The 26,176-nt window shown below is 40.6% G+C and carries 21 protein-coding genes and 1 CRISPR repeat array; of the genes, 16 read left to right on the top strand and 5 right to left on the bottom strand.

Annotation, left to right across the window (positions count from 1 at the left end):
• Positions 1-28 precede the first annotated feature (28 nt).
• The 3 genes from PL11201_RS25715 (at position 29) to PL11201_RS00135 (ending at position 4,490) form a co-directional block, all read left to right on the top strand.
• Complete coding sequence (locus PL11201_RS25715) at positions 29-2,848, top strand: calcium-binding protein (protein WP_144017626.1); 2,820 nt, start codon at positions 29-31, stop codon at positions 2,846-2,848.
• 230 nt (positions 2,849-3,078) lie between these two features.
• Positions 3,079-3,657 carry a 5-formyltetrahydrofolate cyclo-ligase gene (locus PL11201_RS00140; protein WP_079676630.1) on the top strand — a complete coding sequence of 193 codons (579 nt, stop codon included), beginning with the start codon at positions 3,079-3,081 and terminating at the stop codon, positions 3,655-3,657.
• Between the two features lie 68 nt (positions 3,658-3,725).
• Positions 3,726-4,490 (top strand): carbohydrate ABC transporter permease, encoded by a 765-nt coding sequence (locus tag PL11201_RS00135; protein ID WP_079676680.1) that lies wholly within the window; start codon positions 3,726-3,728, stop codon positions 4,488-4,490.
• A gap of 42 nt (positions 4,491-4,532) precedes the next feature.
• Positions 4,533-5,814: a CRISPR direct-repeat array (repeat unit 37 nt; unit sequence GTTTCAATCCCTGATAGGGATTATAGGTTATTTCAAC).
• A 257-nt stretch (positions 5,815-6,071) separates the two neighbouring features.
• On the opposite strand, the gene PL11201_RS00130 is transcribed toward PL11201_RS00135, so the two are convergent.
• Positions 6,072-7,934, bottom strand: coding sequence for a DUF1565 domain-containing protein (locus PL11201_RS00130; RefSeq protein WP_144017625.1), 1,863 nt, complete (start codon positions 7,932-7,934; stop codon positions 6,072-6,074).
• 297 nt (positions 7,935-8,231) lie between these two features.
• On the opposite strand from PL11201_RS00130, the gene PL11201_RS00125 reads away from it, so the two are divergent.
• Positions 8,232-9,302, top strand: coding sequence for a thiamine phosphate synthase (locus PL11201_RS00125; RefSeq protein ID WP_079676628.1), 1,071 nt, complete (start codon positions 8,232-8,234; stop codon positions 9,300-9,302).
• 13 nt (positions 9,303-9,315) lie between these two features.
• Complete coding sequence (thiS, locus tag PL11201_RS00120; RefSeq protein ID WP_079676627.1) at positions 9,316-9,528, top strand: sulfur carrier protein ThiS; 213 nt, start codon at positions 9,316-9,318, stop codon at positions 9,526-9,528.
• A gap of 145 nt (positions 9,529-9,673) precedes the next feature.
• Here thiS and PL11201_RS00115 read toward each other — a convergent pair whose 3' ends face one another.
• The 3 genes from PL11201_RS00115 to PL11201_RS00105 form a co-directional block, all read right to left on the bottom strand.
• Positions 9,674-10,522 (bottom strand): metal ABC transporter permease, encoded by an 849-nt coding sequence (locus PL11201_RS00115; protein WP_079676626.1) that lies wholly within the window; start codon positions 10,520-10,522, stop codon positions 9,674-9,676.
• An 85-nt stretch (positions 10,523-10,607) separates the two neighbouring features.
• Entirely contained in the window at positions 10,608-12,446 is a 1,839-nt protein-coding gene (locus PL11201_RS00110) for an aspartate kinase (RefSeq protein WP_079676625.1), read from the bottom strand.
• A 246-nt stretch (positions 12,447-12,692) separates the two neighbouring features.
• Entirely contained in the window at positions 12,693-13,145 is a 453-nt protein-coding gene (locus tag PL11201_RS00105; protein ID WP_234996578.1) for a GAF domain-containing protein, read from the bottom strand.
• Between the two features lie 225 nt (positions 13,146-13,370).
• Between PL11201_RS00105 and PL11201_RS00100 the strand changes: the two genes are divergently transcribed.
• From PL11201_RS00100 to PL11201_RS00060, 10 genes are all read left to right on the top strand, one after another.
• Complete coding sequence (locus PL11201_RS00100; protein WP_159451482.1) at positions 13,371-14,162, top strand: mechanosensitive ion channel family protein; 792 nt, start codon at positions 13,371-13,373, stop codon at positions 14,160-14,162.
• A gap of 81 nt (positions 14,163-14,243) precedes the next feature.
• Positions 14,244-14,387, top strand: coding sequence for a hypothetical protein (locus PL11201_RS26695; protein WP_197046349.1), 144 nt, complete (start codon positions 14,244-14,246; stop codon positions 14,385-14,387).
• A 178-nt stretch (positions 14,388-14,565) separates the two neighbouring features.
• The gene (locus PL11201_RS00095) at positions 14,566-15,450 is read left to right on the top strand and encodes a J domain-containing protein (protein WP_079676622.1); all 885 of its coding nucleotides are present in this window, start codon (positions 14,566-14,568) and stop codon (positions 15,448-15,450) included.
• A gap of 57 nt (positions 15,451-15,507) precedes the next feature.
• Positions 15,508-16,230 (top strand): M50 family metallopeptidase, encoded by a 723-nt coding sequence (locus PL11201_RS00090; protein WP_079676621.1) that lies wholly within the window; start codon positions 15,508-15,510, stop codon positions 16,228-16,230.
• 110 nt (positions 16,231-16,340) lie between these two features.
• A complete protein-coding gene (locus PL11201_RS00085) occupies positions 16,341-17,573 on the top strand; it encodes an ATP phosphoribosyltransferase regulatory subunit (RefSeq protein WP_079676620.1) in 1,233 nt (410 codons plus the stop codon).
• A 108-nt stretch (positions 17,574-17,681) separates the two neighbouring features.
• Positions 17,682-17,909, top strand: a complete 228-nt coding sequence (locus tag PL11201_RS00080; RefSeq protein ID WP_079676619.1) for an indolepyruvate ferredoxin oxidoreductase subunit alpha — start codon at positions 17,682-17,684, stop codon at positions 17,907-17,909.
• A gap of 62 nt (positions 17,910-17,971) precedes the next feature.
• A complete protein-coding gene (locus tag PL11201_RS00075; protein ID WP_079676618.1) occupies positions 17,972-18,916 on the top strand; it encodes an AAA family ATPase in 945 nt (314 codons plus the stop codon).
• A 112-nt stretch (positions 18,917-19,028) separates the two neighbouring features.
• Positions 19,029-19,676, top strand: coding sequence for a PAP/fibrillin family protein (locus PL11201_RS00070; RefSeq protein ID WP_200816670.1), 648 nt, complete (start codon positions 19,029-19,031; stop codon positions 19,674-19,676).
• Positions 19,677-19,737: 61 nt separating this feature from the next.
• Positions 19,738-21,090: a DUF58 domain-containing protein gene (locus PL11201_RS00065; protein ID WP_079676617.1), complete on the top strand. Its 1,353-nt coding sequence runs from the start codon at positions 19,738-19,740 to the stop codon at positions 21,088-21,090.
• On the top strand, positions 21,087-23,075 hold the full coding sequence (locus tag PL11201_RS00060) for a transglutaminase-like domain-containing protein (RefSeq protein WP_079676616.1): 1,989 nt from the start codon (positions 21,087-21,089) through the stop codon (positions 23,073-23,075). The genes PL11201_RS00065 and PL11201_RS00060 overlap by 4 nt, the downstream gene beginning before the upstream one ends.
• 20 nt (positions 23,076-23,095) lie before the next feature.
• Here PL11201_RS00060 and PL11201_RS00055 read toward each other — a convergent pair whose 3' ends face one another.
• The gene (locus PL11201_RS00055; RefSeq protein ID WP_079676615.1) at positions 23,096-23,473 is read right to left on the bottom strand and encodes a PH domain-containing protein; all 378 of its coding nucleotides are present in this window, start codon (positions 23,471-23,473) and stop codon (positions 23,096-23,098) included.
• A 314-nt stretch (positions 23,474-23,787) separates the two neighbouring features.
• Between PL11201_RS00055 and PL11201_RS00050 the strand changes: the two genes are divergently transcribed.
• Positions 23,788-26,121, top strand: coding sequence for a VIT domain-containing protein (locus PL11201_RS00050; RefSeq protein WP_079676614.1), 2,334 nt, complete (start codon positions 23,788-23,790; stop codon positions 26,119-26,121).
• The last annotated feature ends 55 nt before the right edge of the window (positions 26,122-26,176 follow it).

Here is a 26,176-nt window from a genome sequence, read left to right as displayed (position 1 = left end):
AATTTCTGTTGAACAGAGGGATATAAACATGGCTGAACTACTGGTACTGAATAATCAAGATTCTGGGTTAGGATCATTAAGAGAAGCGATCGCGCAAGCCAATTCCGGTGATACGATTAAATTTAGTCCCGCTCTAATCGGCGGAAATACCATCACCCTGACCACCGGACAATTAGACATTCCTGTGGGTAAAAATTTAACCCTGGATGGAATGGATAATTCTAACCTGATCATCAGTGGAAATAATCAATTTAGAATTTTTTATCTCAATTCAACCTCCGTTACCCCCACCACTTTAAACCTCAAAAATCTGACCCTGAATAATGGCTATACCCCCGAACGAGGCGCGGGAGTTGCGACCACCCATCAAGGAATTTTAGCGATTGATAATATTAAATTTAATGATAATGTCGCTGATGGTGGTGGCGGAGCTATTTTTAGTGCTTTTGAAGGGAATTTAACCGTTAATAATAGTCAATTTAATCGCAATAAAGCGATCGCAGCTAATGACGAACGGGGAGCCGGAGCCATCGCTTTTTGGGGGCCAAAGAATATTACCGTTACCAATAGTCAATTTATTGATAATGAAGGCATTAATGGCGCAGCAATTAACAGTTTAAATGGCAAACTAACCATTGAAAACTCTAGTTTTTTAAACAATAAAACCACGGCGGCTTTCTATGATAATGGAAAACCCAACCCTTTTTTACGGGGATTTGGTGGGGCTATTTATACCGATCGCGCCAGTACCACTAATGAACCATCAGGAACCATTAGTATTGTTAATAGTAACTTTGAAGGAAATATCGGTCGAGGAGAAGGAGGGGCAGCTTATTTATTTACTGGAACCCAAGATAACGTTATTTTTGAATCTAATGTTTTTAAAGACAATCAAATTTTACCACTCCCGAATGGAGGAAATAATGGGAATGGGGGTGCTGTTGTTCAAATCAGTAATGGATTAAATCGGGGATTTAATATTAGCAATACTGCTTTTATTAATAATACCGCAGCGAGTCAAGGTGGTGGTATTTGGATGATGGATGCTCCCACAACCATTACTAATAGTACCTTCTCAGGAAATCGAGCCGAAGCCACCACAACTCAAGGGAATGGCGGGGCGATGGCTGTTTATGGCCCGACTAATATTATTAATACAACCATTGCTGATAATTACGCGGGATGGGTCGGAGGTGCAATTTCTGCATCATCAGGGGCGGAAGTTACAGTTCAAAACACAATTTTTAATAATAATACCGCCAATAATGGGGGAAACTCTTGGAATATTCAGCAGCAGACTAACCGAAGTTTCACGGATTTGGGTGGGAATATTCAATGGCCAGGAAATCCCAATCAAACCGGAAATGATTATAATGCTACTACCAATATTCAGAAAATTGATCCTCAATTGGGAACCCTTGAAAATGTCAATGGAACTTATTTTTATCCTTTATTAATCGGTAGTCCTGTGATTGATACAGGGGTCAATAATTCATTAACAACCGATCAAAATAATCAACCTCGTGTTGTTGATGGGGATCAAAATGGAACCTCAATTATTGATAGTGGTGCTTATGAGTTTTCAGTTACCCCAATTCCGACTCCCGCACCAACTCCCACACCAACTCCCGCACCAACTCCCGCACCGACTCCCGCACCGACTCCCGAACCAACACCCGAACCAACTCCTGCACCAACACCCGCACCAACACCCGCACCAACACCCGCACCAACACCCGCACCAACTCCCGCACCAACTCCAACACCAACTCCCGCACCAACTCCCGCACCGACACCCGCACCGACACCCGGTTCAACACCGAGTCCGACACCGAGTCCAACTCCAGTATTAACCCCAAGTCCAACACCTGAACCCAATCAAGATGACTGTTCCTGTCAACCTTTTGCTGCTTTAGACATAGAAACAAGTCGTCAACAAAATATCATTCAGAACACCTTAAATGGTACTGAAAATAATGATAGTTTGATGGGAACTGATATTAGTGAAGCTATTAATGGTGGGGATGGAGATGATATTTTATTGGGGATGAAAGAGAATGATAATTTAGCAGGAGATATCGGTAATGATACGATTTTTGGCGGTCAAGGCACAGATTTTATCAATGGCGGTACTAGTTCAGACTTACTTTATGGAAACAAAGAATCAGACTTTATCTTTGGAATGGAAGGAGAAGATCGGATTTTTGGCGGTAACGGTGATGATTATTTAAGTGGTGGAACTGAAAATGATATTTTATTTGGCAATACTGGTAATGATTTAATCTTTGGAGATGAGGGAGATGATACATTATTTGGTGAAGATGATAATGACTCTTTAAGTGGAGGATTAGGCAACGATATTTTATTTGGAAATACGGGTGATGATCAACTTCAAGGAAATGAAGGAAATGATACAATTTATGGGGGTAAAAATGATGACTTACTGTGCGGTAATCAGGATGATGACTTGTTATTTGGTAATTTAGGAGCCGATATTTTAGAAGGATGTGAAGGGAATGATACTTTGTATGGGGGTCAAGAAAATGATTTAATTAAAGGCGGAGTTGGGAATGATTTTATTAGTGGAGATTTAGGAGAAGATACCTTAATTGGCGGCAGTGGAAATGATCAATTTGCGATCGCCATCAACGCCGGAAACGATACAATTCTTGATTTTAATATTCAAGAAGATAAGATCAATTTGTTAGGGGGATTAAACTTTGAACAATTAATATTTGTACCCACGAATAACGCCACTTTAGTTCAGTTAGAAAGTAATGGAGAAGTATTAGCAACCTTAATCGGAGTTGACCCTTCTAACCTTAATATTAGTCGGTTTACGACTTAATCTAACGGCTAGATTTTTTGTCTCTGCTTTAGCTCAAAAATTCTTGGGAGAGAGCAGAGATAACGATAAACTTAGGTGATAAATTAATCAGGACTTACGCAGAATACCCAATTATACACCATCTGTAGGGGCGAACGGCCGTTCGCCCCTACTAGATATGGTTGTTTTGCGTGTATTCCTGTTAATACTGGAAAATATAGTAAAATTTAGATTTATTAAATAAAAAAATAATGCCAAATTCAACCAAAATAGAATTAAGACGTTTACTCATTAAACAGCGTCGTTCTTTATCCCACATAGATTGGAAATCAAAAAGCGATCTTCTTTGTCAAAACCTACAACATAACCCACTTTTTCAACAAGCAAAAACGATTTTATCCTATTTCAGTTTTCGCCAAGAACCCGATTTAAGTTTATTATTAAGTAACACCGATAAAAAATGGGGATTTCCCCGTTGTGTTGAACAATCTTTAACCTGGCATTATTGGCAACCTGGGGAAACCTATAATATCAATAGTTATGGTATTATTGAACCCGATGCAAACTTGATGCAACTACAGTCCAGTGAAGTTGACTTAATCTTAGTTCCATCCGTTGCTTGTGATGCCCAAGGATATCGGTTAGGATATGGAGGTGGATTTTATGACCGAATGTTGAGTTTACCCGAATGGAATTTAATTCCAACAGTGGGAATTATTTTTGATTTTGCTTATCTTCCTCAATTACCAATTGATGCTTGGGATAAACCTTTAAACGCGGTTTGTACAGACTCTCAATTTATTAATGTTTCCTATTGTTTACCCGCTTAATTAAATTGAACAATAAAACCATAAAAACAGTAATTATTTATATTATTCTCGGAATAATTGCTGTATTAATGCTATTTCCTCTGATTTGGTTAGTGAGTACCGCCTTTAAATCTCCCAGTGAAAATATCTTTCAATTTCCACCCCAATTTATTCCCCGTCAACCGACATTTCAGAATTTTATTAAAGTCTGGCAAACCAATCCTTTTGGACGTTATTTATTTAATAGTTCTTTTGTCGCCCTATTAACAGTCAGTTTAAATTTATTGTTTTGTTCCTTAGCCGCCTATCCCCTAGCGCGATTAAACTTTAAAGGTAGAGATGGCATTTTTACAGCCATTATTGCCACCATCATGATTCCTTTTCAAATTGTGATGATTCCGTTATATGTGTTAACTGTACAATTAGAATTAAGAAATAGTTATTTGGGAATTATTTTTCCCAGTATTGCCTCCGCATTTGGCATATTTCTGTTAAGACAAGCCTTTCAAAGTGTCCCGAAAGAATTAGAAGAAGCCGCCAGAATTGATGGCTGTTCAGAATTAGGAATCTGGTGGAATGTGATGATACCTGCGGCTAAACCCGCGTTAATTACCCTAGCAATATTTGTGTTTATTGGGTCGTGGAGTGACTTTCTCTGGCCGCTATTAGTTTTAGACCAGCCGGACTTCTATACCATGCCTTTAGGAGTAGCAACCCTAGCCGGAACATTCTCCCTCGACTGGCGATTAATTGCGGCGGGCTCTGTGATTTCTATTGCCCCTGTTTTACTATTATTCTTAATATTACAACGCTATATTGTACCGACAGATGCCGGGTCAGGGGTAAAAGGGTGAATTAGTTGAATTACGAATTACGAATTACGAATTACTAGATTCGTTTCAATCCCTGAAAGGGATTATAGGTGATTTCAACCCATGGAGGGGCGCCGCGATTTAATAATGCCTTATCTCGTTTCAATCCCTGATAGGGATTATAGGTGATTTCAACTTTCGACTTTTGGGCTAAGTCTCATCAGGCGGATTCCGAGTTTCAATCCCTGATAGGGATTATAGGTTATTTCAACGAAAGTATTAGTATAAATGTTGAAGCCGCTAATTTGTTTCAATCCCTGATAGGGATTATAGGTTATTTCAACTTAGCCGCTTTCCCTAAGTCTCTAGCTGCGTTGCCGTTGAAGTTTCAATCCCTGATAGGGATTATAGGTTATTTCAACTTTTGAAATCATCAACTATCATGATATTTTCAATGTTTCAATCCCTGATAGGGATTATAGGTTATTTCAACCAAACCCCTTTTCAAAATGTAGACCCCCCGACTCAGTTTCAATCCCTGATAGGGATTATAGGTTATTTCAACAAAGTCTGGCTCCAGTGAAATTGTCAAACAGCTAGTTTCAATCCCTGATAGGGATTATAGGTTATTTCAACACCCGATCTTGAGACTCAAGTAGAACGTGTGCGCGTTGGTTTCAATCCCTGATAGGGATTATAGGTTATTTCAACAGTAATCTTGTTGCTAGTTGGAAACAAAAACAAAAGTTTCAATCCCTGATAGGGATTATAGGTTATTTCAACTGTCATAATTCCCATTCCCGAAATCAAAGAAGAAGTTTCAATCCCTGATAGGGATTATAGGTTATTTCAACTTACGGCTTGATCTGCCGTCCCCGCACTACTAATATCGTTTCAATCCCTGATAGGGATTATAGGTTATTTCAACACCCATGATAATTTCCTTTTAATTTTCCTTATTATTAGTTTCAATCCCTGATAGGGATTATAGGTTATTTCAACTTTATAATGCTCCCAAACGGCTTTGAGATTAGGCTGTTTCAATCCCTGATAGGGATTATAGGTTATTTCAACGTTTTTATCATGCCAAACCCGAACCTTTATTAATTGTTTCAATCCCTGATAGGGATTATAGGTTATTTCAACCAAGGACAGGCTAGGGAATCTTGTATTCTCCCCATTGGGTTTCAATCCCTGATAGGGATTATAGGTTATTTCAACGAAACAAGGGGTGCAGTTGAGTCAGCAGCAAGTTGAAGTTTCAATCCCTGATAGGGATTATAGGTTATTTCAACGGAAACTGCTCAAAAACATAGGAAGCAGACTCATGTTTCAATCCCTGATAGGGATTATAGGTTATTTCAACCGCAGGCTTCTGAAACCCTTGATATATTTGGTTTTCGAGGTACGATTCTGACAACCTGATCTAAATGTATCATTTCAGCCATCGACTTGTCAACGGGCAAAAATAAAAAAACGCCAAAACCCTTTTCCCATAAGGTATTCAGAAACTCCGACAACCTCTTTTCTGCCTTAAGACACCTCAAACCCATAACAGACAGAGCTTTCAGAGCCAAAATTTCCCCTCCCATTTTGAACAGCTATAGGTTGTCGCCAAAAACACTAATTCATCATCTCAATTCTGGCTCGCAACCCACTGCGGGTTAACTGTTGCAAGAGTGAATTTGCCCGATATTGATCTCGAAACGCCCCCGCTTGCACCACAGAGCGACCCTGTACCACCGTTGTAAAGGCTTCAGGGACAACCGACCGCACACGGCGAAGGTCTGCATCACTGTTACTTTCCACCACCACCCGATACCGTAATCCCAAGGCCGTCGGACTTAGAGGGATATCCCCCAGGTTTCCACTCGCCACCTCATTTGGGAGTAAACCCCCCCCCGACCCAATCGGAATATCCGGCCCGGGAACCGCTAAAATCCCGATAGCCGCGACAGAAGTCGGTTGAGATTGGGGCGGTTGAGTAATCGCTTGGGGGGTTTGGCGGGGTCGGGTACGGGGGGGAACCGGAACAGGAGCCGGACGACCCAAAATCAAATCAGAAACCACTGGCACTAATAATCCCAGCACCCTATCACCTCCGGTCTGGGGTCTGGGGGCAGGTTGGGGAGGACGACTATTTGGCAGGCGGGGTAAACGGGAAGACTCCGGGGGCGGAACTGGAATCGGAATCCCCGCTGCTGGAGTGGTGGGGCGAGTTGGGGCGGCGGGAACCGGAATTCCGTTAGGGTTAGCCGTATTGGATTCTGGAAGATAGACCGGAAGGGAAGAAGCCGTATTAATTGGGGTCATGGTGGTGGGATCATTGGCCACCCCCGTCCGAGACCCTGGGGCGGTGGTGGGGTTCGAGAGTTGACGGGCTAGGGGAGATGTCCCCGCCATCGCTGTTTGGTAGGGGGACAGTTGGATTGGCCCAATAATTTTGTTGGCCGCCAGTTGATTCCCATAGGCCAGGATTTGTTGACCCTTTGTACCGTTATTGAGGTCATAACGGCCATTATTGCGAATTACGTTCCCCCCGGGTTCTTGGGTATTTCCTAAGTCTGGTAAGGATTCAGCGATCGCTACAATTCCATCCCGTTGATTTCTTTCAATTTGATTATTTCTTAAAATCGGTCGGGCATTGGCTTGAATCACAATCCCATCTTTATTATCAAAAACCCGATTTCCAATCACAAAAGGGGCTGCATTTTGAGCAATATTAATCCCAAATCCGGTATTTTGAAACTCATTATTTCTGATTTCTGGGCGAGAATTTCCATAAATCGTGATCCCATTTGCCCCATTTTGAATAAAAGAATTGTCTTGAATAATTGGCGCACTAATTCCGACAATAGAAATCCCATCATGGCTATTGCCCGTAAACGTATTTTGAGAGACAATTAAAGAACTCGATTCGATCCAAAGTCCATAACCTCGCTGATTGGGATTAGTAATTGTTACGCCACTAATTCTGGAGCTATTTGCCCCCAACATCGTAATATTTTGTTGAGCCGAAGTTTTGCTGGTGTACCAGCCGCCCCCAGTGATGATGATATCTTTTCCCTTGGTATTGGGATTCCCCTGAAGGGTGACATTATTATGTAAAATAATCGGGAATTGTTCCCCCGTTTGGCTGCTATAGGTTCCCGGCGCCAAAATAATTGCCGTATTTGAGGGAGCCATACTTACGGCTTTTGTAATTGTTTTGAACGGGGATTGTTGCGTCCCTTGTCCCCCATCATTTCCCAGGGTAGAACTTACATAAATCACCGGAATAGAACGATTAGTAGTCGCTGGAGCCGTTTGTTGATTTCTCGGGGGAATCGCTAACCCGCAGAGGGGGTTAAATAGTCCTAATCCCAAACTGATTAATAAAAATGGCGAAAAAGATCGCAGTACCATTAATGAAAATGGGGAAGTCAATGCGATCGCAGTTCGGGGAAAAGATGAACGAAGTTGAGAAATATCAGATAACCTTGTCATTGTTGGGAGGGGGAGATAAAACTGATATCGATTAACCCGTTGTTGCGCTTAAGCGCATCTTTATCATAAATTGCGGATGTGCCCAAGCACTACAACCGGGGGGAGAAATTCACAGGAGTCTGACGGACTAAAATTAGTTTAAAATGTCATTTGCGTCAAATCAGCCTCAATTTTACCTTAAACTTAACATTTTGGCTGTTAAGAATTTTGAACTTTGTTCACACGCACCCAGCATTAAAATCAAACTGGGGAAATTATACCCCGAATCTCACAAAATTACCAACAGAGGAACATTGAATGGATCAACAATATACTCCCCTAGCACAGCCGATTCTCTATCGGATTTTAGATGCTAACCTAGACCGCACCCGGGAGGGCCTGAGAATCATCGAGGAGTGGTGTCGGTTTGGGTTAAATAGCGGGGAACTCGCGGAAGAATGTAAACATCTGCGCCAAGAAATCGCCCGTTGGCATACCATGACCTTACGTTCCTATCGCAACACCGTTGATGATCCTGGCACAGAATTAACCCATCCCCAAGAGGAACAGCGGTCAGGCATTGAACAACTGTTACAAGCCAATTTCTGTCGGGTACAAGAAGCCTTAAGGGTTCTTGAGGAATACGGGAAATTATATGATCCCGAAATGGGGCGCACCTTTAAACAAATGCGCTATCAAGTTTATACCCTAGAAAGCCGTTTACTCGCCCATGAACGTCATAAGGTTTTACAAAATTCCTATCTCTATTTAGTCACGTCCCCCGGGGAAAAATTATTCGCCATTGTCGAAGCAGCCCTACAAGGGGGATTAACTTTAGTTCAATATCGGGATAAAACTTCTAATGATGAAATTCGATTAAAAACTGCCCAGAAATTATGTCAACTCTGTCATCGCTATGATGCTTTATTCTTAGTGAATGATCGAGTTGATCTTGCCGTCGCCGTTGACGCCGATGGAGTCCATTTAGGCCAAGAGGATATCCCGATTCAATTAGCCCGACAAGTCCTTGGCCCTCAACGATTAATTGGTCGTTCTACCCATAGTCCTGAAGATATGAAACGAGCCATTCAAGAGGGTGCAGATTATATCGGCGTCGGCCCGGTTTATGAGACTCCTACCAAGGCAGGGAAGGCAGCTGCGGGTTTAGAATATGTTCGTCATGCGGTTAAAAATTCCACACTTCCTTGGTTCGCCATTGGTGGAATTGATATGAATAATTTTGATGATGTGATGGCGACAGGGTGCGAACGGGTTGCCGTTGTGCGTTCGATTATGAATGCCGAACAACCGACTTTAGTCACCCAATATTTTCTATCCCAATTGCATCGGGTTAGAAACCTCCGATCCCACAAAGTTTTACCTAACTAACCGAAAATTAAGCATGAAAGAAACAATTACGGTTAAAGTTAATGGGGAATTAAAAACCTGTTCTTCGGGGCTAAAACTTCCCCAGTTTTTACAACAACAAGGTTTAAATCCCCGTTTAATTGCCATAGAATATAATGGTGAAATTCTCCATCACCAATTCTGGGAAACTACCGAAATCCAACCCGGGGATATCTTAGAAATAGTGACTATTGTGGGTGGGGGATAACTTACTATTCCCTATTCCCTTGTTACTGAGCGAAGTCGAAGTATTGCCTATTGCCTATTGCCTATTGCTTATTGCCTATTGCCTATTGCCTATTGCCTATTGCTTATTGCCTATTGCCTATTGCCTATTGCCTATTGCCTATTGCCTATTGCCTATTCCCTGGCTCTATTTTTAATAATCCTTGGGTGGGACTGAATAAAAACGCCAAGACAAATAATCCAAATGTTACTAATACAATGGCTGGGCCAGAAGGGAGGTTATAAAAGTAACTGAGGTACATTCCGCTAATACTGGAAATTACCCCAATTATTACTCCTAATATCATAACTAAATGCAGACGTTCTACTAATAAATAGGCTGTGGCTGCGGGGGTAATTAATAGGGATAATACCAGGATGACACCGACGGCTTTTAAACTGGCAACAATGGTTAAGGCAATTAATCCCATTAATCCTAAATTCAGCAGGTTAACGGGTAAACCTGTGGCTTCAGCACCCAGGGGATCAAAGGTATAAAACAGGAGTTCTTTATAGATTAAGGTGACTACAGTTAGGATAATCATGGCAATGATAAAAGTATCCCTAACATCCTCTGTTGTTACTCCGAGAATATTACCAAATAGAAAATGATTTAAGTCAATTTTATTGTCTTTTTGAACTAAAGTAATTAGGGTTATTCCTAATGCAAAAAAGGCGGAAAATACAATTCCCATTGCGGCATCTTCTTTAATTCGAGAATAGGTTCTGATGATATTCATGCAAAGGGTACTTAAAATTCCCGCAACAAATGCTCCGACAAAGATATTAGCATTGAGGATAAATGCGATCGCTAAACCGGGTAAGACCGAATGACTAATGGCATCTCCTAATAATGCCAGTCGTTGCACCATTAAATAGCTACCGACAACGGCACAAATAATTCCGACTAAAATCGCTATGGTGAGCGATCGCTGCATGAAACTATATTGTAAAGGTTCAATCAAAAGATTAATCATTAGATTTAAACTCAAATAAAGTTATATTATGGCTATTTGTAGGGGTAATTCATGAATTACCCCTACAAAATTTTGGGAGATTCTATCAAGCAACAGGGGCGCGTTCTGGAACAATAAAGGTTTTATCGCCCGATAGTTCAAAGATTTCATGAACCGCTTTTAATGCTTCTACGCCCTGGTCTTCATCCACTAAACAACTGACTTTAATTTCAGAAGTCGCAATCATAGAAATATTAATATTTCTGTTAGCTAAAGCCTCAAACATTTTAGCAGCTACCCCGGGATGATGTAACATTCCCGAACCAACAACACTCAGTTTGGCAATGGATTTATTTACAATAATTTCACCACATCCTAATTCAGATACTGCCTGTTCTAAAATCTGTTGAGATTCATCTGCGTCTCCCTGGGCAACAGTAAAGGCAATATCTCGGGTTAAAATCCCATTAATTTGATGACAGCGTTGGGATTGAATAATCATATCCACACTAATATTATGATCGGCTAAAAGGGAGAATATTTTGGCTGCCATCCCCGGACGGTCGGGAATATAACGAATTGCTAAACGGGCTTGTTTAACATCCAATGCCACCCCACGCACGGGGGGTAAGGTTTGATTCTGGGGAGTTTTTTCTACTTCAAAACTGTGGGAGGGTTTTTTAGGAATATTCACCTCACAGGATTGACATAAAGCTGTAACAGCCCGTTCACAATCTTCAGCGGCAATCACACAACTCACCTTAACTTCTGAAGTCGAAATCATCTGAATATTAATTCCGGCTTGGGCGAGGGTATTAAACATTTGAGAGGCAACTTTAGGGCGACCAATCATTCCCGCTCCCACAATACTAACCTTAGCAATAGGACGATCATCGACCGTCACTTCCGCATTACCAATATCGGAACTATTGGGTTTTCCTAAAGCGGGTAATAAGGCATTGGAAATGGCGATCGCTTTGGTAAAATATTTCCGTTCTACGGTAAAGGTAATATCATTAATATTGCCTTCGTGAATAGATTGAATAATCAAATCAATATCTAAATTTTGTAAAGCAATTCCGCCGAATAATTTAGCCGCAATGCCCGGGTGATCTGGTATTCTTAATAAAGAAACCGCCGCTTGATCCGTATCAAATTCAACACCATCGACCGGACGAGCTAATTCTAAGCCTTCTAAGGGTCGAGGCTGGGATTTCGGAGGAATAACTTTTGTTCCAGGATCGTCTGTCCAACTGGAACGAACCACTAAGGAAACGCCATAATTTCGGGCTATTTCTACAGCACGAGGATGCAAAACTTTCGCTCCCAAACTGGCGAGTTCTAACATCTCATCACAGGTGATTTCTGTCATTAGTTGGGCATTGGGAACTAAGCGGGGATCGGTGGTTAAAATCCCTGGAACGTCAGTATAAATTTCACATAAATCCGCTTTTAAAGCCGCTGCTAAAGCCACCGCCGAGGTATCAGAACCGCCCCTTCCTAGGGTAGTAATTTCTAAATCATCTTGACTACTAACCCCTTGAAATCCGGCGATAATTACCACTTGCCCTTGATTTAAGTGACGTTCTATGCGTTCAGTTTCAATATTTAAAATTCGGGCGCGAGTGTGTTCGGCTTCGGTGACAATTCCTACTTGCGCACCAGTTAAAGAAATCGCGGGTTGTCCTAATTCCTGCAATGCCATACTTAATAAAGCAATGCTGACTTGTTCTCCGGTTGAGAGTAACATATCCATCTCTCGACGGTTAGGAGTCGGAGAAATTTGTTGAGCTAAACTAACTAATTGATCAGTGGTTTTTCCCATAGCAGAAAGAACGACAACCACTTGATGATCTTGGGCTGTTTTTAATACCCGTTGAGCAACAGATTTAATGCGTTCAACGGAACCAACAGAACTACCACCGTATTTTTGAATAATTAGCATATTAACTTCAGGGTTAGCAATTGGGATTTGACAATTAAACTAATTTAAGATCAGGCTGAATCAACCTATTGTATTCTACAGGAAAATAGGAGAAAATCATCCTCAAGTTTGGAAAAATATTTCAAGGAATGTTGACATAAAGGGTATGGAAGTTGGGATTGGGGATGCTAATATCATAGCACAGAGAAAGAAAACCCTGATCATTTGATGATCTAATCGGAGTAAAATATTAAATTGGCTCTGTTGCTACCTCTTTAAATTTATAATTTCTGGTGCATTAGATAGGGTTTTTGCGACGGTTTTCACCAGTTCAAATTCCGAAGCATTCCAAAGATGAGGAAGTTGACAATAATGAGCAATTAATAAACCCCAGAGTTGGTTATCAACAATCACAGGAACAACTAAATTAGCCCGAACATAAATACTACGCAAAAACTTTTGATAACAGGGATGAATAGCTTCGGTTTCAATATCGGCGATCGCGCTAATTCTTCCCTGTTGATAAAGTTGAGCATATTCCTGATTAAAACAATTGTCTGCACCCGTAGAACCATAGATTGAGAAGATTGCTTGACTCAAAGATTCAAAAGTAACTTGCCCTTTCCATTGATAATAAAAATAATATAAAATTACTCGATCACATTGCAGTTGAGTTCTGAGTTTATCCAGTTCTGTTTGGATTAAGATATCTCGTCCCATGCTCGTTTTCAACCGCAGTGCAAACCTTTGTAAACCGGGATCACCTGAATTTGGTTGATTTTCAAGGTCTTCGATGTTATTGAATTCGTTAGGGGTTGGGGAAGAATTCATTTAAAGCCAGCAAAATCATATTTCAGTTGGTGATTATATCATAAACTGATAATATTGAGCCGATGAATGCTCGAAAGTGCATTAAATTTTAGCTTTTTTTTGGATTTCCAGCTTATGCTAACAGCCGAACAACAAAAGGAATTATTGATTCAACTTTCTCAATTAATTGCTAAGTTGGGTATTCAATTTATCATGGCAATTCTGATCCTACTCATGGGTCTATGGTTGGCAAAACTTATCCAAAATTTAAGTAAACGTCTGATGATCAAGGCTCAAGTTGAGCCAACCCTAATTAGATTTTTTGTTAACTTAATTTACATGGCAACGGTTACCTTTGTAGTTTTAACTGCCCTGGGAAGGCTGGGATTGAAAACCACATCCTTTGTAGCGGTTTTAGGCGCTGCTGGGTTAGCTATTGGTTTAGCTTTGCAGGGGTCTTTATCTAATTTTGCTTCAGGGGTATTTATGATTTTTTTCCGCCCCTTTAAAGTCCATGATTATATTGAAGGGGGGGGAGTAGAGGGAATAGTTGAGGAAATCCAAATTTTCACGACCCTGTTAAAAACACCCGATAATAAAACAATTATTATTCCCAATAGTAAACTCTACGGAGATAAAATAGTCAATCACTCAATTCAACCTATCCGTCGGGTTGATATTAAGTTAAATATCAGTTATAATACAAACTTGGATCAAGTTAGGGAAATTTTTACGACTCTAGTTAAAAATGATTCACGGATTTTATTAGAACCAATACCTGATCTGGAAATTCAGGAAATAGCGGCGGGTGGGATTAAAACTTTATTAACGGTTTGGGTAGTTAATTCTGACTATTTGCGGGTACGTTCCGATCTGAATCAACAGCTTAAACAGAGCTTAGAGGGGGCGGAGATTCAATTGGTTTGATCCATTTGTTGTTAAGGTGCGATCGCCAAAATTAGAATTATTTGTGCTATAACTACTCATAAGAGTTAGGCAAACTAAAATATGGCATCCGACTTAGATCGTGGAATCATGAAATTTAAAGGGGCGGACAGTCCCACGGCAATTATTATTTCTTCTGTGCTGGTTTTGGGAGGTATCGGCGTTTTAGTTTGGTGGGCACTGCAAACAGCCTATTCTCTGTCTTAATCAGGAACTACAACGGATATTGATATTAAAAGGTCAGTCTCCATTAATATTTTAGCAACTGGGTTTCTGGCAGAGATCCGGTTTTTTTTTACTTCTAACTGTGGGAAACGGGTTATATTAGGATCAAAGAGGTGCGATTAATCTTCGTCGCAGGTCTAGCCAAGGAAAGCAAAACAGTATGTTTGAAATTAAACAAGGGTTATTTCAGTTTGAATTTATGGATAATCACGGGATTTTAGGGGTTTCCCTAGAAGCCGAATTTGACGATATCCGCAGACGCTATATGCAGATTGCTCGTCGTTTGCATCCTGATACCTGTCCGTTTGAGAACCCCCAAGATCGGGAGTTAGCCAAACAATTATTAGCTAAATTAGTCAGTCCGGCCTATAATCAGTTTTCTAAGGAAGCTGAACGCAAGGAATATACACTGCTGTTAAAAACCATTGGCGATCGCATTGTTAAAGAACAGCATAACCTAAAACCGCAAACCGAATCCGCTCAAAAACTTCTGCAAGCCTCCGATTATCAAAATGCCTATGAAAGTGCGATCAAAGCGTTAGCAAAACATCAATATGAATCCCCGGAAAAGGTATTAGAAATTACCGGGCAAATTAGTGAATTAAACCTGGTTTATTTACTTCGTAAAAACCAAAAAGGTGCCGCTCCCCCATCTGCTAAATCCCCCGAACTAACTCCCATCCCGTCCACAGCAACACCCAAAAAAGATTCCTTTGTCGAACAAGCCTGTCACCGTGCCGAACAGTTGATTGCAAGTCAAAACTATACCCAAGCGGCTTCAGAATTAAAAGACGCCATTAAACGGCAACCTGATAATAGTCATTGTCATGGTTTATTGGGGTTAGTTTATTTAAAACAAAATCAACCCAAACTAGCTACTCCCCATATTAATCGAGCCCTACAACTTGATCCGAAACAACCCCAAGCCCTAGAAGCAAAAAAAGAACTAGAAAAGTCCACAACTCCCGCCGGGATAAAATCGAAAACCGCTAAATCCTCCGGTGGCGGTTTGTTTGGTGGGCTATTTGGCGGCAAGAAAAAATAGAAATTATCGCAATCAGGGGCATCGAATCAAAAGTTATTCAGACTGTTTAATTAAATCATGTCTAAACTCACGGGTTTATCATCTTCTAAAATTGGATTAACTTGGTTAATTGTGGCAGCTATTGTCACCATTATTTTATGGCAATTTCCTTGGGGAAGTTATATTTTATATCCCTTCTCTATTTTAGCAACTTGGTTCCATGAAATGGGACATGGATTAACCGCTATTCTGTTAGGGGGCAATTTTTATAAACTATTAATGTTTCCCGATGGTTCAGGAATAGCCTACAATTCCGTGTCTTTTGCGGGTCGCATTGGAAAGGCATTAGTGGCGATGGGAGGCCCTATGGGGCCAGCTTTGGCGGGGGGACTGTTAATTTTATCTAGCCGTCGCTATAAAACCGCCCGTTGGTGTTTAATCGCTTTGGGTTCGGTGATGTTGCTTTCGGTATTATTGTGGATACGGACTTGGTTTGGGGCCGTTGCGATGTCTCTGTGGGGACTATTTGTTTTATTAATAGCTTGGAAAACTCCCCAAGGAATTCAGGCTTGGACGGTACAATTTTTGGGTGTACAAGCGATTGTCAGTACCTATCATCAAAAAGAATATTTATTTGGGCAAAGTTCAGTTAATATTAATGGTCAACAGTTAGTTTCCGATACCGGAAAAATAGCCGAATATTTATTTCTTCCCCACTGGTTTTGGGCAACATTAATTATTATTATTTCTAGTTTAATTTTTTGGGTAAGTTTGAATATCGCCTATGGCTCCAATGATTAAAAATCACAGTTTTAATTAATTTTTATTCCGTGGGTAACAGAATAGGGTATGGTAAGGAAAGTTACAAATTGATCGGTTTGTAACTCTATGTTAATTCTTAATTCTCCAGTATGGTTTATCAACCCCCATCAGGTGCGCGGGATTTACTGCCCCTCGATGTTGCTCAAAAAATTTGGATTGAACGGCGCTTACAACAGGTGTTTCACCGTTGGGGCTATCATCGAATTATCACCTCCACCCTAGAACGGTTGGACACCCTGATGGCGGGAGGGGCGGTACAACCCTCAACGGTAATTCAATTGCAAGATGCCGAAAATCAGGGTTTAGGACTGCGCCCGGAATTAACCGCATCCATTGCCAGAGCCATTGTCACCCGCATGGGGAAACTACCCTCATGGCCCCAACGCCTCTATTACAATGCCAATGTCTTCCGCAAAGGTAAAGCTCTGGATCACGGACAACAGTTAGAATTTTATCAAGCGGGGGTGGAACTCCTGGGTGCGGGGGGGTTACGCGCCGATTCAGAAATTCTGTTATTGTTGCGGGACTGTCTGCAAAATTTGGGCTTGGGTAATGCCGATTTGATTGTGGGAGAAGCGGGTTTAACTCAATCGTTATTATCACCTTTTCCTGCGAAAGAACGGGAAAAAGTTAGAACGGCGATCGCTAATTTAGATAGAATTGGTTTAGAATCCCTATCCCTTTCCTCCGAACTTCGAGAGCGCGCTTTATTTTTATTTGATTTACGCGGTCGTCCCGAAACCGTATTATCCCAAGTTTCTCAACTTGATTTAGATTCCTCCCAACGAGAGGCGGTTAATAATCTCAAATCCTTAATGGAATTATTACAAAACTGTTGGGAAAATTCCGAAGTTAAACCCTCAATTACCCTAGATTTAAGTTTAGTTCAAACCTTTGATTATTATACCGGAATTGTGTTTATTGCCGTGAGTGATACCGCATCTGGAGCCAGGGTATTAGGACAGGGCGGACGTTATGACCAACTCCTAGGACTATACCATCCCCAGGGACAAACTGAACCCGGAATAGGGTTTTCTTTTAATATTGAAAGCCTGCATCAAGTGTTATTAGGACGGGGTGAACTCCCCCATCAAACCCCTGCCAGTGATTGGTTAGTGGTTGCCCAAACGTCTCAAGCCGATGCAGCCGCCTTTGCCTATGCCAGTCAGTTAAGACAGTCTGGTGAGTTAGTGCGGGTGGAAGTGGAGTTAGGGCGTCGGGAAACCCCCGAAGATATCCGCGACTATGCCCGACGTCGAGGCATTCATCAAATTGCTTGGGTGAATATTAACGGCGACCCAACCATTGAAAAAATTCTCTGAATTTAGAGTGGGAAAAGGGGAGAAATTTCTAATTCAGTTTTCTCCCTCGCAAATTCGCCCATTGTTAACCCGAATTACATCTTATTTTCAAGGAGGATAAAACCAACCATGCCCCATAGTATTGTCACTAATATTTGTGAAGGTGTCGCCGATTGTGTGGCGGCTTGTCCCGTTGCCTGTATTCATGAAGGGCCGGAAAAAAATATCAAAGGGACTGACTGGTATTGGATTGATTTTTCTATCTGTATTGACTGCGGAATTTGTCTACAAGTCTGTCCAGTAGAAGGGGCAATTGTAGCAGAAGAACGCCCGGAATTACAGAAAACTCCCCAATAAAAAGAGAATGGGAAATAGGTAATTACCCATTCCCCATTCCCTGAAAAACCTGATGATTTAATATGGAACATAATATATCGGGTCAAGAGATTTATCAAAGAATTAATAATAATATTCAGCAGGTAATGAAAGGGCAATCCCTAGGGATTAGAAAGCTATTAGCTGCCTTTTTTAGTGGGGGTCATGTTCTACTTGAAGATTATCCCGGAACAGGAAAAACCACCCTGGCTAAAGCCCTTGCCGCTTCCATAGAGGCTAGTTTTAAACGGATTCAATTCACCCCGGATCTTTTACCTTCAGATATTTTAGGGGTTTCTATTTTTGACCAGAATGAGCGCAGCTTTCATTTCCATGAAGGGCCGATTTTTGCTAATATTGTTTTAGCCGATGAAATTAATCGCGCCTCTCCTCGAACTCAATCCGCTATGTTAGAAGCCATGGCAGAATCTCAAGTGAGTATTGATGGGAATTTGAGAAAACTCAAGGATTTATTTTTCGTGATTGCGACTCAAAATCCCGTGGAATCTCGGGGCACCTATCCCCTACCCGAAGCCCAAATGGATCGATTTGCCATACAATTTAGTTTGGGTTATATTCTGCCTGAAGATGAAGTAAATTTACTCTCAGATCAAATTAATCAAAATCCGATTGATACCCTAAAATCCTGTGTTTCCTTGCCAGAAATTTTTGCTTTAAAACAACAGGTAAAACAAATTAGAATTAGTGCGGAAATCAAGCGGTATATTGTAGATTTAATTAATGCCACTCGCACCGCCGCCGATGTACAATTAGGAGCCAGTCCCAGGGCTTCTATTGCCTTAATGAAAATAGCCCAAGCCTTAGCTTTATTTGATGGCTATGAATTTGTTACCCCCGAACATATTCAGGAATTAGCTATTCCAGTTATTGCCCATCGTTTAGTCTTAGAACCCCGTTCAAGATTTACAGGGAGAACTGCCCCAGTTATTGTAGAAGAAATTATTAAATCTGTTCCTGTTCCTGCTTAGATTTAGGAGAAACACGGTTTTTGAATAAATTTTATTTTAGGTACTCAAATTTCAGGAAAAACCAGGTTTCTGAAAGGGTATAATCAATAATAGTCTAATAAATTAAATCACCATGGAAATGCTATTAACCCAAACCGACTTAAAACAACAATTAATTACTAAAATTAAGTCGATTCAATCCCAACTGGGCGGAATAGAAGGAACTCCCGTCACCAACGTTAAAATTAAACCGGATCTTGCTCAAGAAATCGAGGCGATGGTCATTCAATTAGAGGCGAAAAACCCCAACTATCGACCCTTACTATTTAAACCCTTATTATTAGATGGAGCTTGGTTGCTGCTCTATTCTACAGCCCGAGAAATTCGTAATTTAGCATCACTTCCTTTAGGGTTAAAAGTTGGGAAAATCTATCAAATTATTGATGTTGCTTCCGGCAGTTTTTTGAATCAAGCCTTCGTTAAACATCCATTAGGATTAATTTCTGGGTATGTGAAAGTAACAGCTAATTTTGAAATTGTTCGTGATGATAATAACTTACCCAATAACCGCCTAAATGTTTATTTTCAACAACGATATTTAGCCATTTCTAATATTGTAGGGGTTAAAACTCCGCAACTGGAACCCGCCCGGGTTGTCCCGGCAAAAAATCCCGTTGGACGCATCCCCAGTTTAGAAATTACTTATCTCGATGAAACCTTCCGTATTGGTCGAGGAGGAGATGGGAGTTTATTTGTTTTGGTTAAGAGTGAATTACCATAATCGCAGCAGGTAGACGCTGACACTGGCAAACTCCGATGTTAAATCATTCAATTAAAGAGAAATGAAAAGGTTATTTTATCGCCTATTTTATTTCAGTTATGCCGTTAAACAATCTCGCCGAAAACGATTTACAACCCGTGGGTTAATCGTGCTTTCGGGTATTGTATTTACGGCTTTTTTGGGATTAGATACTAACCAAAGTTTGACCTATCAAATATTTACCTTTCTAGTCTCTCTCCTGGTTGTTTCTCGGATTTCGGGTCTAGGGTTTCGGTTCCGTTTTAATGCCACTCGAACTTTACCTCGATTTGCCACGGTAGGTATCCCGTTTAAATCTCGTATTACTATTCATAATAACACCAATAAAACTCAAATAGGATTACAAATTGTTGAAAATTTTGCCGATCCTCGCCCGACTTTACAAGAGTTTATTGAAACTCCCGAACCCTTAGAAAAACAGCGAAATCCTGTTGATCAAATATTAGGTTATTATCGCTGGTTATGGTTAATTGATCAAAAACAATATGCCCTAGAAAAACCCCAGGATTTGCCTTCTCTTCCCCCTCGACGTTCAACGGAAATTGAGATGAATATTCTACCCCGTCGTCGAGGGATTTTGCAATTCACCTGTTTGACCGTTTCCTGTGCTGATCCTTTCGGTCTTGTCAACGCCAGAAAGACAATTTCTTTACCCCAATCTTTATTAATTCTTCCTGCATTTTATCAGGTTCCACCGATTAAACTTCCCGGGTCAAAACAATATCAATCCGGTGGTGTTAGTCTCGCTTATTCCGTGGGAGATTCGGAAGAATTTAGGGCTTTACGAGATTACCGTCCGGGGGATTCTTTAAGAAAAATTCATTGGAAAAGTTGGGCAAAATTAGGCAAACCAGTTGTGAAGGAGGAACAGGATGAGTTTTTTGTCCGCCATGCTTTAATTTTAGATACCTTTCACCCTTTAAAGTATAGTGAATGTTTAGAAGAAGCGATCGCCATTGCTGCTTCGGTCGCCTATGAAATTCAAACTCAAGAATCTCTTTTAGATTTAATGTTTGTGGGTCATGAAGCCTATTGTTTTACCTTTGGTCGAGGGTTAAGTCATACGGACAAAATGTTAGAAATTTTAGCCTCGGTTGTCTGTTGTCAGGATAAAACCTTTGATTCTATTATTCCGATTATCATGGATAGGGTTTCTCTAATTAGTGGGTGTATCTGTATTTTTATTGATTGGGATGAACACCGCAAAACCCTAATTAATTATCTCAATAGTATGGGGATTCATACTTTAGTTTTAGTTGTGACAGATGAGCAAAATTCTGAACAATTGCTTAATTTAGAATCTCTCAATAATAATTTTACGACTTTTTATCCATTACATTTAGGCAAAATCCAAGAGGAGTTAATGCAATTATGAAAACCCCAGCTTTGCTGTTAGGTACAACTTTAATTTTTTGGGGATGGCAAACGGGGCTATTAATTTTTGCCCTACCTATGGCTTTAATTCTTGAAGGTTATCGCTGGATTCAGTGGCGATGGGATGTATCCTCAGAGGATATTAAAAATATAGAGAATTTTTGTTTAATTGTGGTGGTTTTAGTGACCCTGGTTTTGATTCTAAGTAATCGCTCAATTCAATTTATTTATACGCTTTTACAATGGCTTCCCGTACTTTTTTTCCCCTTGGTCATGACTCAAACCTATTCTGTTAGCGATCGCATTAATATTCATAAACTCTTTTTGTTTTTAAATATTTTCTCCTCATTGAAAAACACTGAAGGTTTTTATCTCAATTTAACCTATCCCTATTTTGTCCTGTGTCTGATCTCGACCAGTGCAGCGAATCTTCAAAATTTATCGTTTTATGGGGGGATGTTTATTCTGGTAGCAATTCCCCTATTTTTGGGTCGATCTAAACGATTTTCTCCTTTAATTTGGACAGGGTTAATGATAGGAGTAGGAACTTTAGGTCTGGTTGGATTTGTCGGACTCCATCGCCTCCATTTAACCTTTGAACAAGCGGTGATCGAACAATTAAGCGGTCTATCCTCCCAGGATGCTGATCCCTTTCAAAGAAGAACAGCCATGGGTGATATCGGAGTATTAAAACTTTCTAATAGCATATTTTTTAGAGTAGCTACAGAGGATCAACAAACAACACCTATTCTTCTGAGACAATCTACCTATAATAAATATAATTTATCGACTTGGTTAGTCACTAATCCTGAATTTCAGTCGATTCAATCGGCTCAAAATTCAACCACTTGGCTATTAACAAAACCCCATCCAAACCATTCTCAAATCACAATTTCTGGACAGCTACAGGAGGGAAAAGGCTTGTTAAAACTGCCCAATGGAGCATTTCAAGTGAATCAATTACCTGTTTTAAGTTTAGAAAAAAATCAATATGGGACGGTTAAAGTAGAAGGTAAACCCGATTTAATCTCCTATCAAATTCTATTCAATTCTAGTGTTAATCTTGATAGTCCTCCCACGGAAGCGGACTTACAAATTCCCAATTCAGAAAAACCAGCTATTGCTCAAATTGTCAAGGAATTAGATTTAAAAGGAAAACCTCCTCAAGAGATTTTAAACCGGGTTCAGGATTTTTTTGATAATAATTTTAATTATTCTTTGCAATTACTCGGACAAGACCTAGAGACCACATCACTCTCTACTTTTTTACTCAAAAATCGATCAGGACATTGTGAATATTTTGCCACAGCTACAACACTTTTATTGCGGGAAATGGGAATTCCAGCCCGTTATGCGATTGGATTTTCTGTGAGTGAATTTAGCCCGTTAGAGAATCAATTTATTGTTCGAGGTCGGGATAGTCACGCCTGGACTTTAGTATATTTAGATGGAGTTTGGCAAAATTTTGATACCACTCCGGCGGGATGGTCAGCTTTTGAAGATGCTGCTGCACCTCCATGGGAATTGATTACCGATATCTGGTCTTTTTTGGGGTTTCAATTGACCCTATTTCTGAAATATATTCAAACCATAAATCTGTTAAAATATAGTAGGTTATTCATGATTCCGGTGTTGTTAATTGTTGGGTTTCAGGCTAAAAAACGAGTCCATCGTTTCAAGTCTACAAAAATCCGATCACAACCTATTTTAACCGCTCCCAAACCGGGTACGGATTCAGACTTTTATAGAATTGAGAAGTCCCTGAATGAGTTGGGTTTTTTTCGTCATCCCTCCGAGTCTTTAAAATCTTGGATGAAACGATTAAAACGGGAGTCACCTCAAAACCCGTTAATGAATGATTTATCCTCTATGGTTGAACTTCATTATCGTTATCGTTTTGACCCTGAAGGAATTAATCAAGCGGAAAAACAAAAATTAAACGAGATGATCGAATCTTGGTTAAATAGTTATCAAAAACTCGATTAATGACGTTCTAAAATTGTGGTTTACTTCAAAACATAATAGGCTAAAACACTTTGAACCTCATAGATATTTAACCTTCTGTTAAACTCCCGTTCTATGGGGGTAGAACTTCCCGATATCCAGATTTTTAACTCTGCATCCAGGTCAAAATGCCCTGATGTTTCAATGCTAAAATGAATAATACTCCGGTAAGGAATAGAGTGATATTCAATTTTTTTTCCCGTAATTCCTTGTTTATCAACAAAGATTAATCGTTTATTGGTGAATACAATCAAATCTCGCACTAACTGATAAGCTCTTTCTACAGACTCACCCTCTGCTAAAAGTTTTACCAGTCCCGCCTGTAGCTTTTCAGAATCGATTTCTGATGCGTTACCTAACAAACCATCCATTAATCCCATAATTGATCTCCTAACTCAAATTAAATAATGTGTTTTTTACAAGTTAAGTACCTACACAAAATTATTTGCACATCCGATTTCTTGCTCTCTATTTGTTTCAATGGCTTTAGGGCAACGAGCGTGTGTAATTAATTTTGTTTACTTACTTATGTCTATTATAGCTGTATTTTTGGGTTTCTGCACAGACTATTTCAATCTGTAGAATAGATTATTTTAGTTAAAATATTGAATCTAAAATTAATATAAAATAATCCCTGTTTCTAATAAAGCGGATTTATACTAAAAACAGTTAACAAAATGGAGGTCATATTTCCATGCCTCAAACCCTTAAAAATCAACCGGGTGGATTATACATACAAACCCTTGACCAACAACCGATCACCTTTCCCCTCAAACATACTAAGGTTATTGCTAAAATTAGCGGGAATCTGTCCCGGGTAGAAGTCACCCAGAGTTTTGAAAATCCCTTTTCCACAACTTTAGAAGCGGTTTATATTTTCCCTTTGCCCGATGAAGCCGCCGTTGATGAAATGTTAATTAAAATTGGCGATCGCACCCTGAAAGGCAATATTAAGAAACGGGAAGAAGCCCAACAAATTTATGAACGAGCCAGACGACAAGGACGCACCGCCGGACTCTTAGAACAGGAGCGGGATAATATTTTTACCCAATCTCTGGCTAATATTCAACCCGGTGAACAAATTGATGTGATTATTCGTTATTCGGATAGTCTGAAATTTACCCGGGGAAACTATGAATTTGTGTTTCCCATGGTAGTTGGCCCCCGTTATATTCCGGGGACGGCGATCGCACCCCCAAATCAAGATACGGATTTAGTCCCCGATGCCTCTCGTTTAAATCCGCCGATTTTGCCGGAGGGAATGCGATCGCGCCATGATATTAATATAACCATTGAACTTGATGCAGGAGTGCCGATTCGAGCGATTGATTCTCCCTCCCATCAACTTCAGATTGACCATACCGGACAAAATGCCCGCATCACCTTAGCAGAGGGGGATACCATCCCCAATAAAGACTTAATTTTGCGGTATCAGGTCGCGGGCAAACAGACCCAAACCACGGTTTTAACCCAATCCGATGAACGGGGGGGACATTTCGCCGTTTATCTGATTCCAGCGATTGAGTATGGGACGGATCAGATTATTCCCAAGGATGTGGTTTTTCTGATTGATACCTCGGGTTCTCAATGGGGTATGCCACTCATCCAATGCCAGGAATTGATGCGACGGTTTATCCAGGGATTGAATCCAGCAGACACCTTTAGTATTATTGATTTTGCCAATACGACCCAACAGTTATCTCCGATGCCGTTGGAAAACACACCCCAAAATCGTGCTCAAGCCTTGCAATATATTAATCAGTTAAATGCCGATGGAGGTACGGAACTCTTACGCGGCATTCAGGCGGTTTTGAACTTCCCTGTGGCCGATGTTGGGCGGTTACGGACGGTGGTGTTGTTAACCGATGGATATATTGGTAATGAGAATCAAATTCTAGCGGAGGTCAAGCAGCATCTTAAACCCGGAAACCGCCTGCATAGTTTTGGGGTGGGAAGTTCGGTTAATCGCTTTTTGATCAACCGGATTGCTGAGTTGGGGCGAGGAATTTCTCGGATTATTCGTCATGACGAACCCGTGGAGCCCGTGGTCGAACAATTCTTTTCTCAGATTAATAACCCAATTTTAACGAGTATTCAGGTATCTTGGCAAGGAGAGGGAGAAAAACCCGTTATTTATCCTACTCTAGCACCGGATTTATTTGCAGAACAACCCTTAGTCTTATTTGGGAAGAAACCCGATGACAATTCTGGGGTTTTGCAGATTCGGGGTTCTGTGGCTGGGGGTACGGTTTATCAACAGGATTTTAACCTGAATTTTCAACCGGGGGGAAATCCGGCTGTTGCTCAACTGTGGGGACGCTCTCGGATTAAAGCGTTGATGAATCAGATGGTGCAAGGGGATACAAAGAGGGGAGTGGAGGCGGTGACGGACACGGCTCTCACTTATCAGTTATTATCTCAGTATACAGCCTTTGTGGCGGTGAGTGATGACGTGCGGGTCAATCCCAGTCAGGCTTCTGTCTCGGTGCAAGTCCCTGTAGAAATGCCGGAAGCGGTGAATTATCGGGGGATTGCATCTAATCATCTTAAGTTGAATCAATTCCCCGGGTCATCGGCGTCGATGAATACCGGAGCATTGGAGAGCCCAGAATTAGAAGATGATGGGGGTTTCTATGATCTTTTCGATCAACTCCCCGGGTCATCGGCGCCGATGAATACCAGAGCATTGGAGAGCTTAGAATTAGAAGATGATGGGTATTTCTATGAGCTTCCATGTCCTGTTTTAAGGTCTTTAGAGATAGTCAGTGCGACGGGATTAGATGAAGAAGCGATCGCTTTTTTAACTCAACATTTACAATCAATTGAAATTCCAACTGGAATTAAGGGTAATTTAGTGTTTGAGTTAAAGATTCATAAAGGACGAGTTAAACAGGTGATATTAGATGAAGAAGGTTCTACTATTCAGGATGCTAAAATCATTGAATTAATTCGGCGATCGCTCCTAACCTGGAAACCGGATCAAACTGACCCCATCACTGTTGTTTTAACTTTGAAAATTGAGGGTTAATGTTAATACGGGCGGGTTATTTTAGATATGAGTTAATCACCGCGCATCTTGATGA

This window comes from Planktothrix sp. PCC 11201, from assembly GCF_900009135.1.
GTDB lineage: Bacteria > Cyanobacteriota > Cyanobacteriia > Cyanobacteriales > Microcoleaceae > Planktothrix.
The sequence above is the reverse complement of the archived record's forward strand: the minus strand, read 5'-3'. Positions and strand labels throughout refer to the sequence as shown.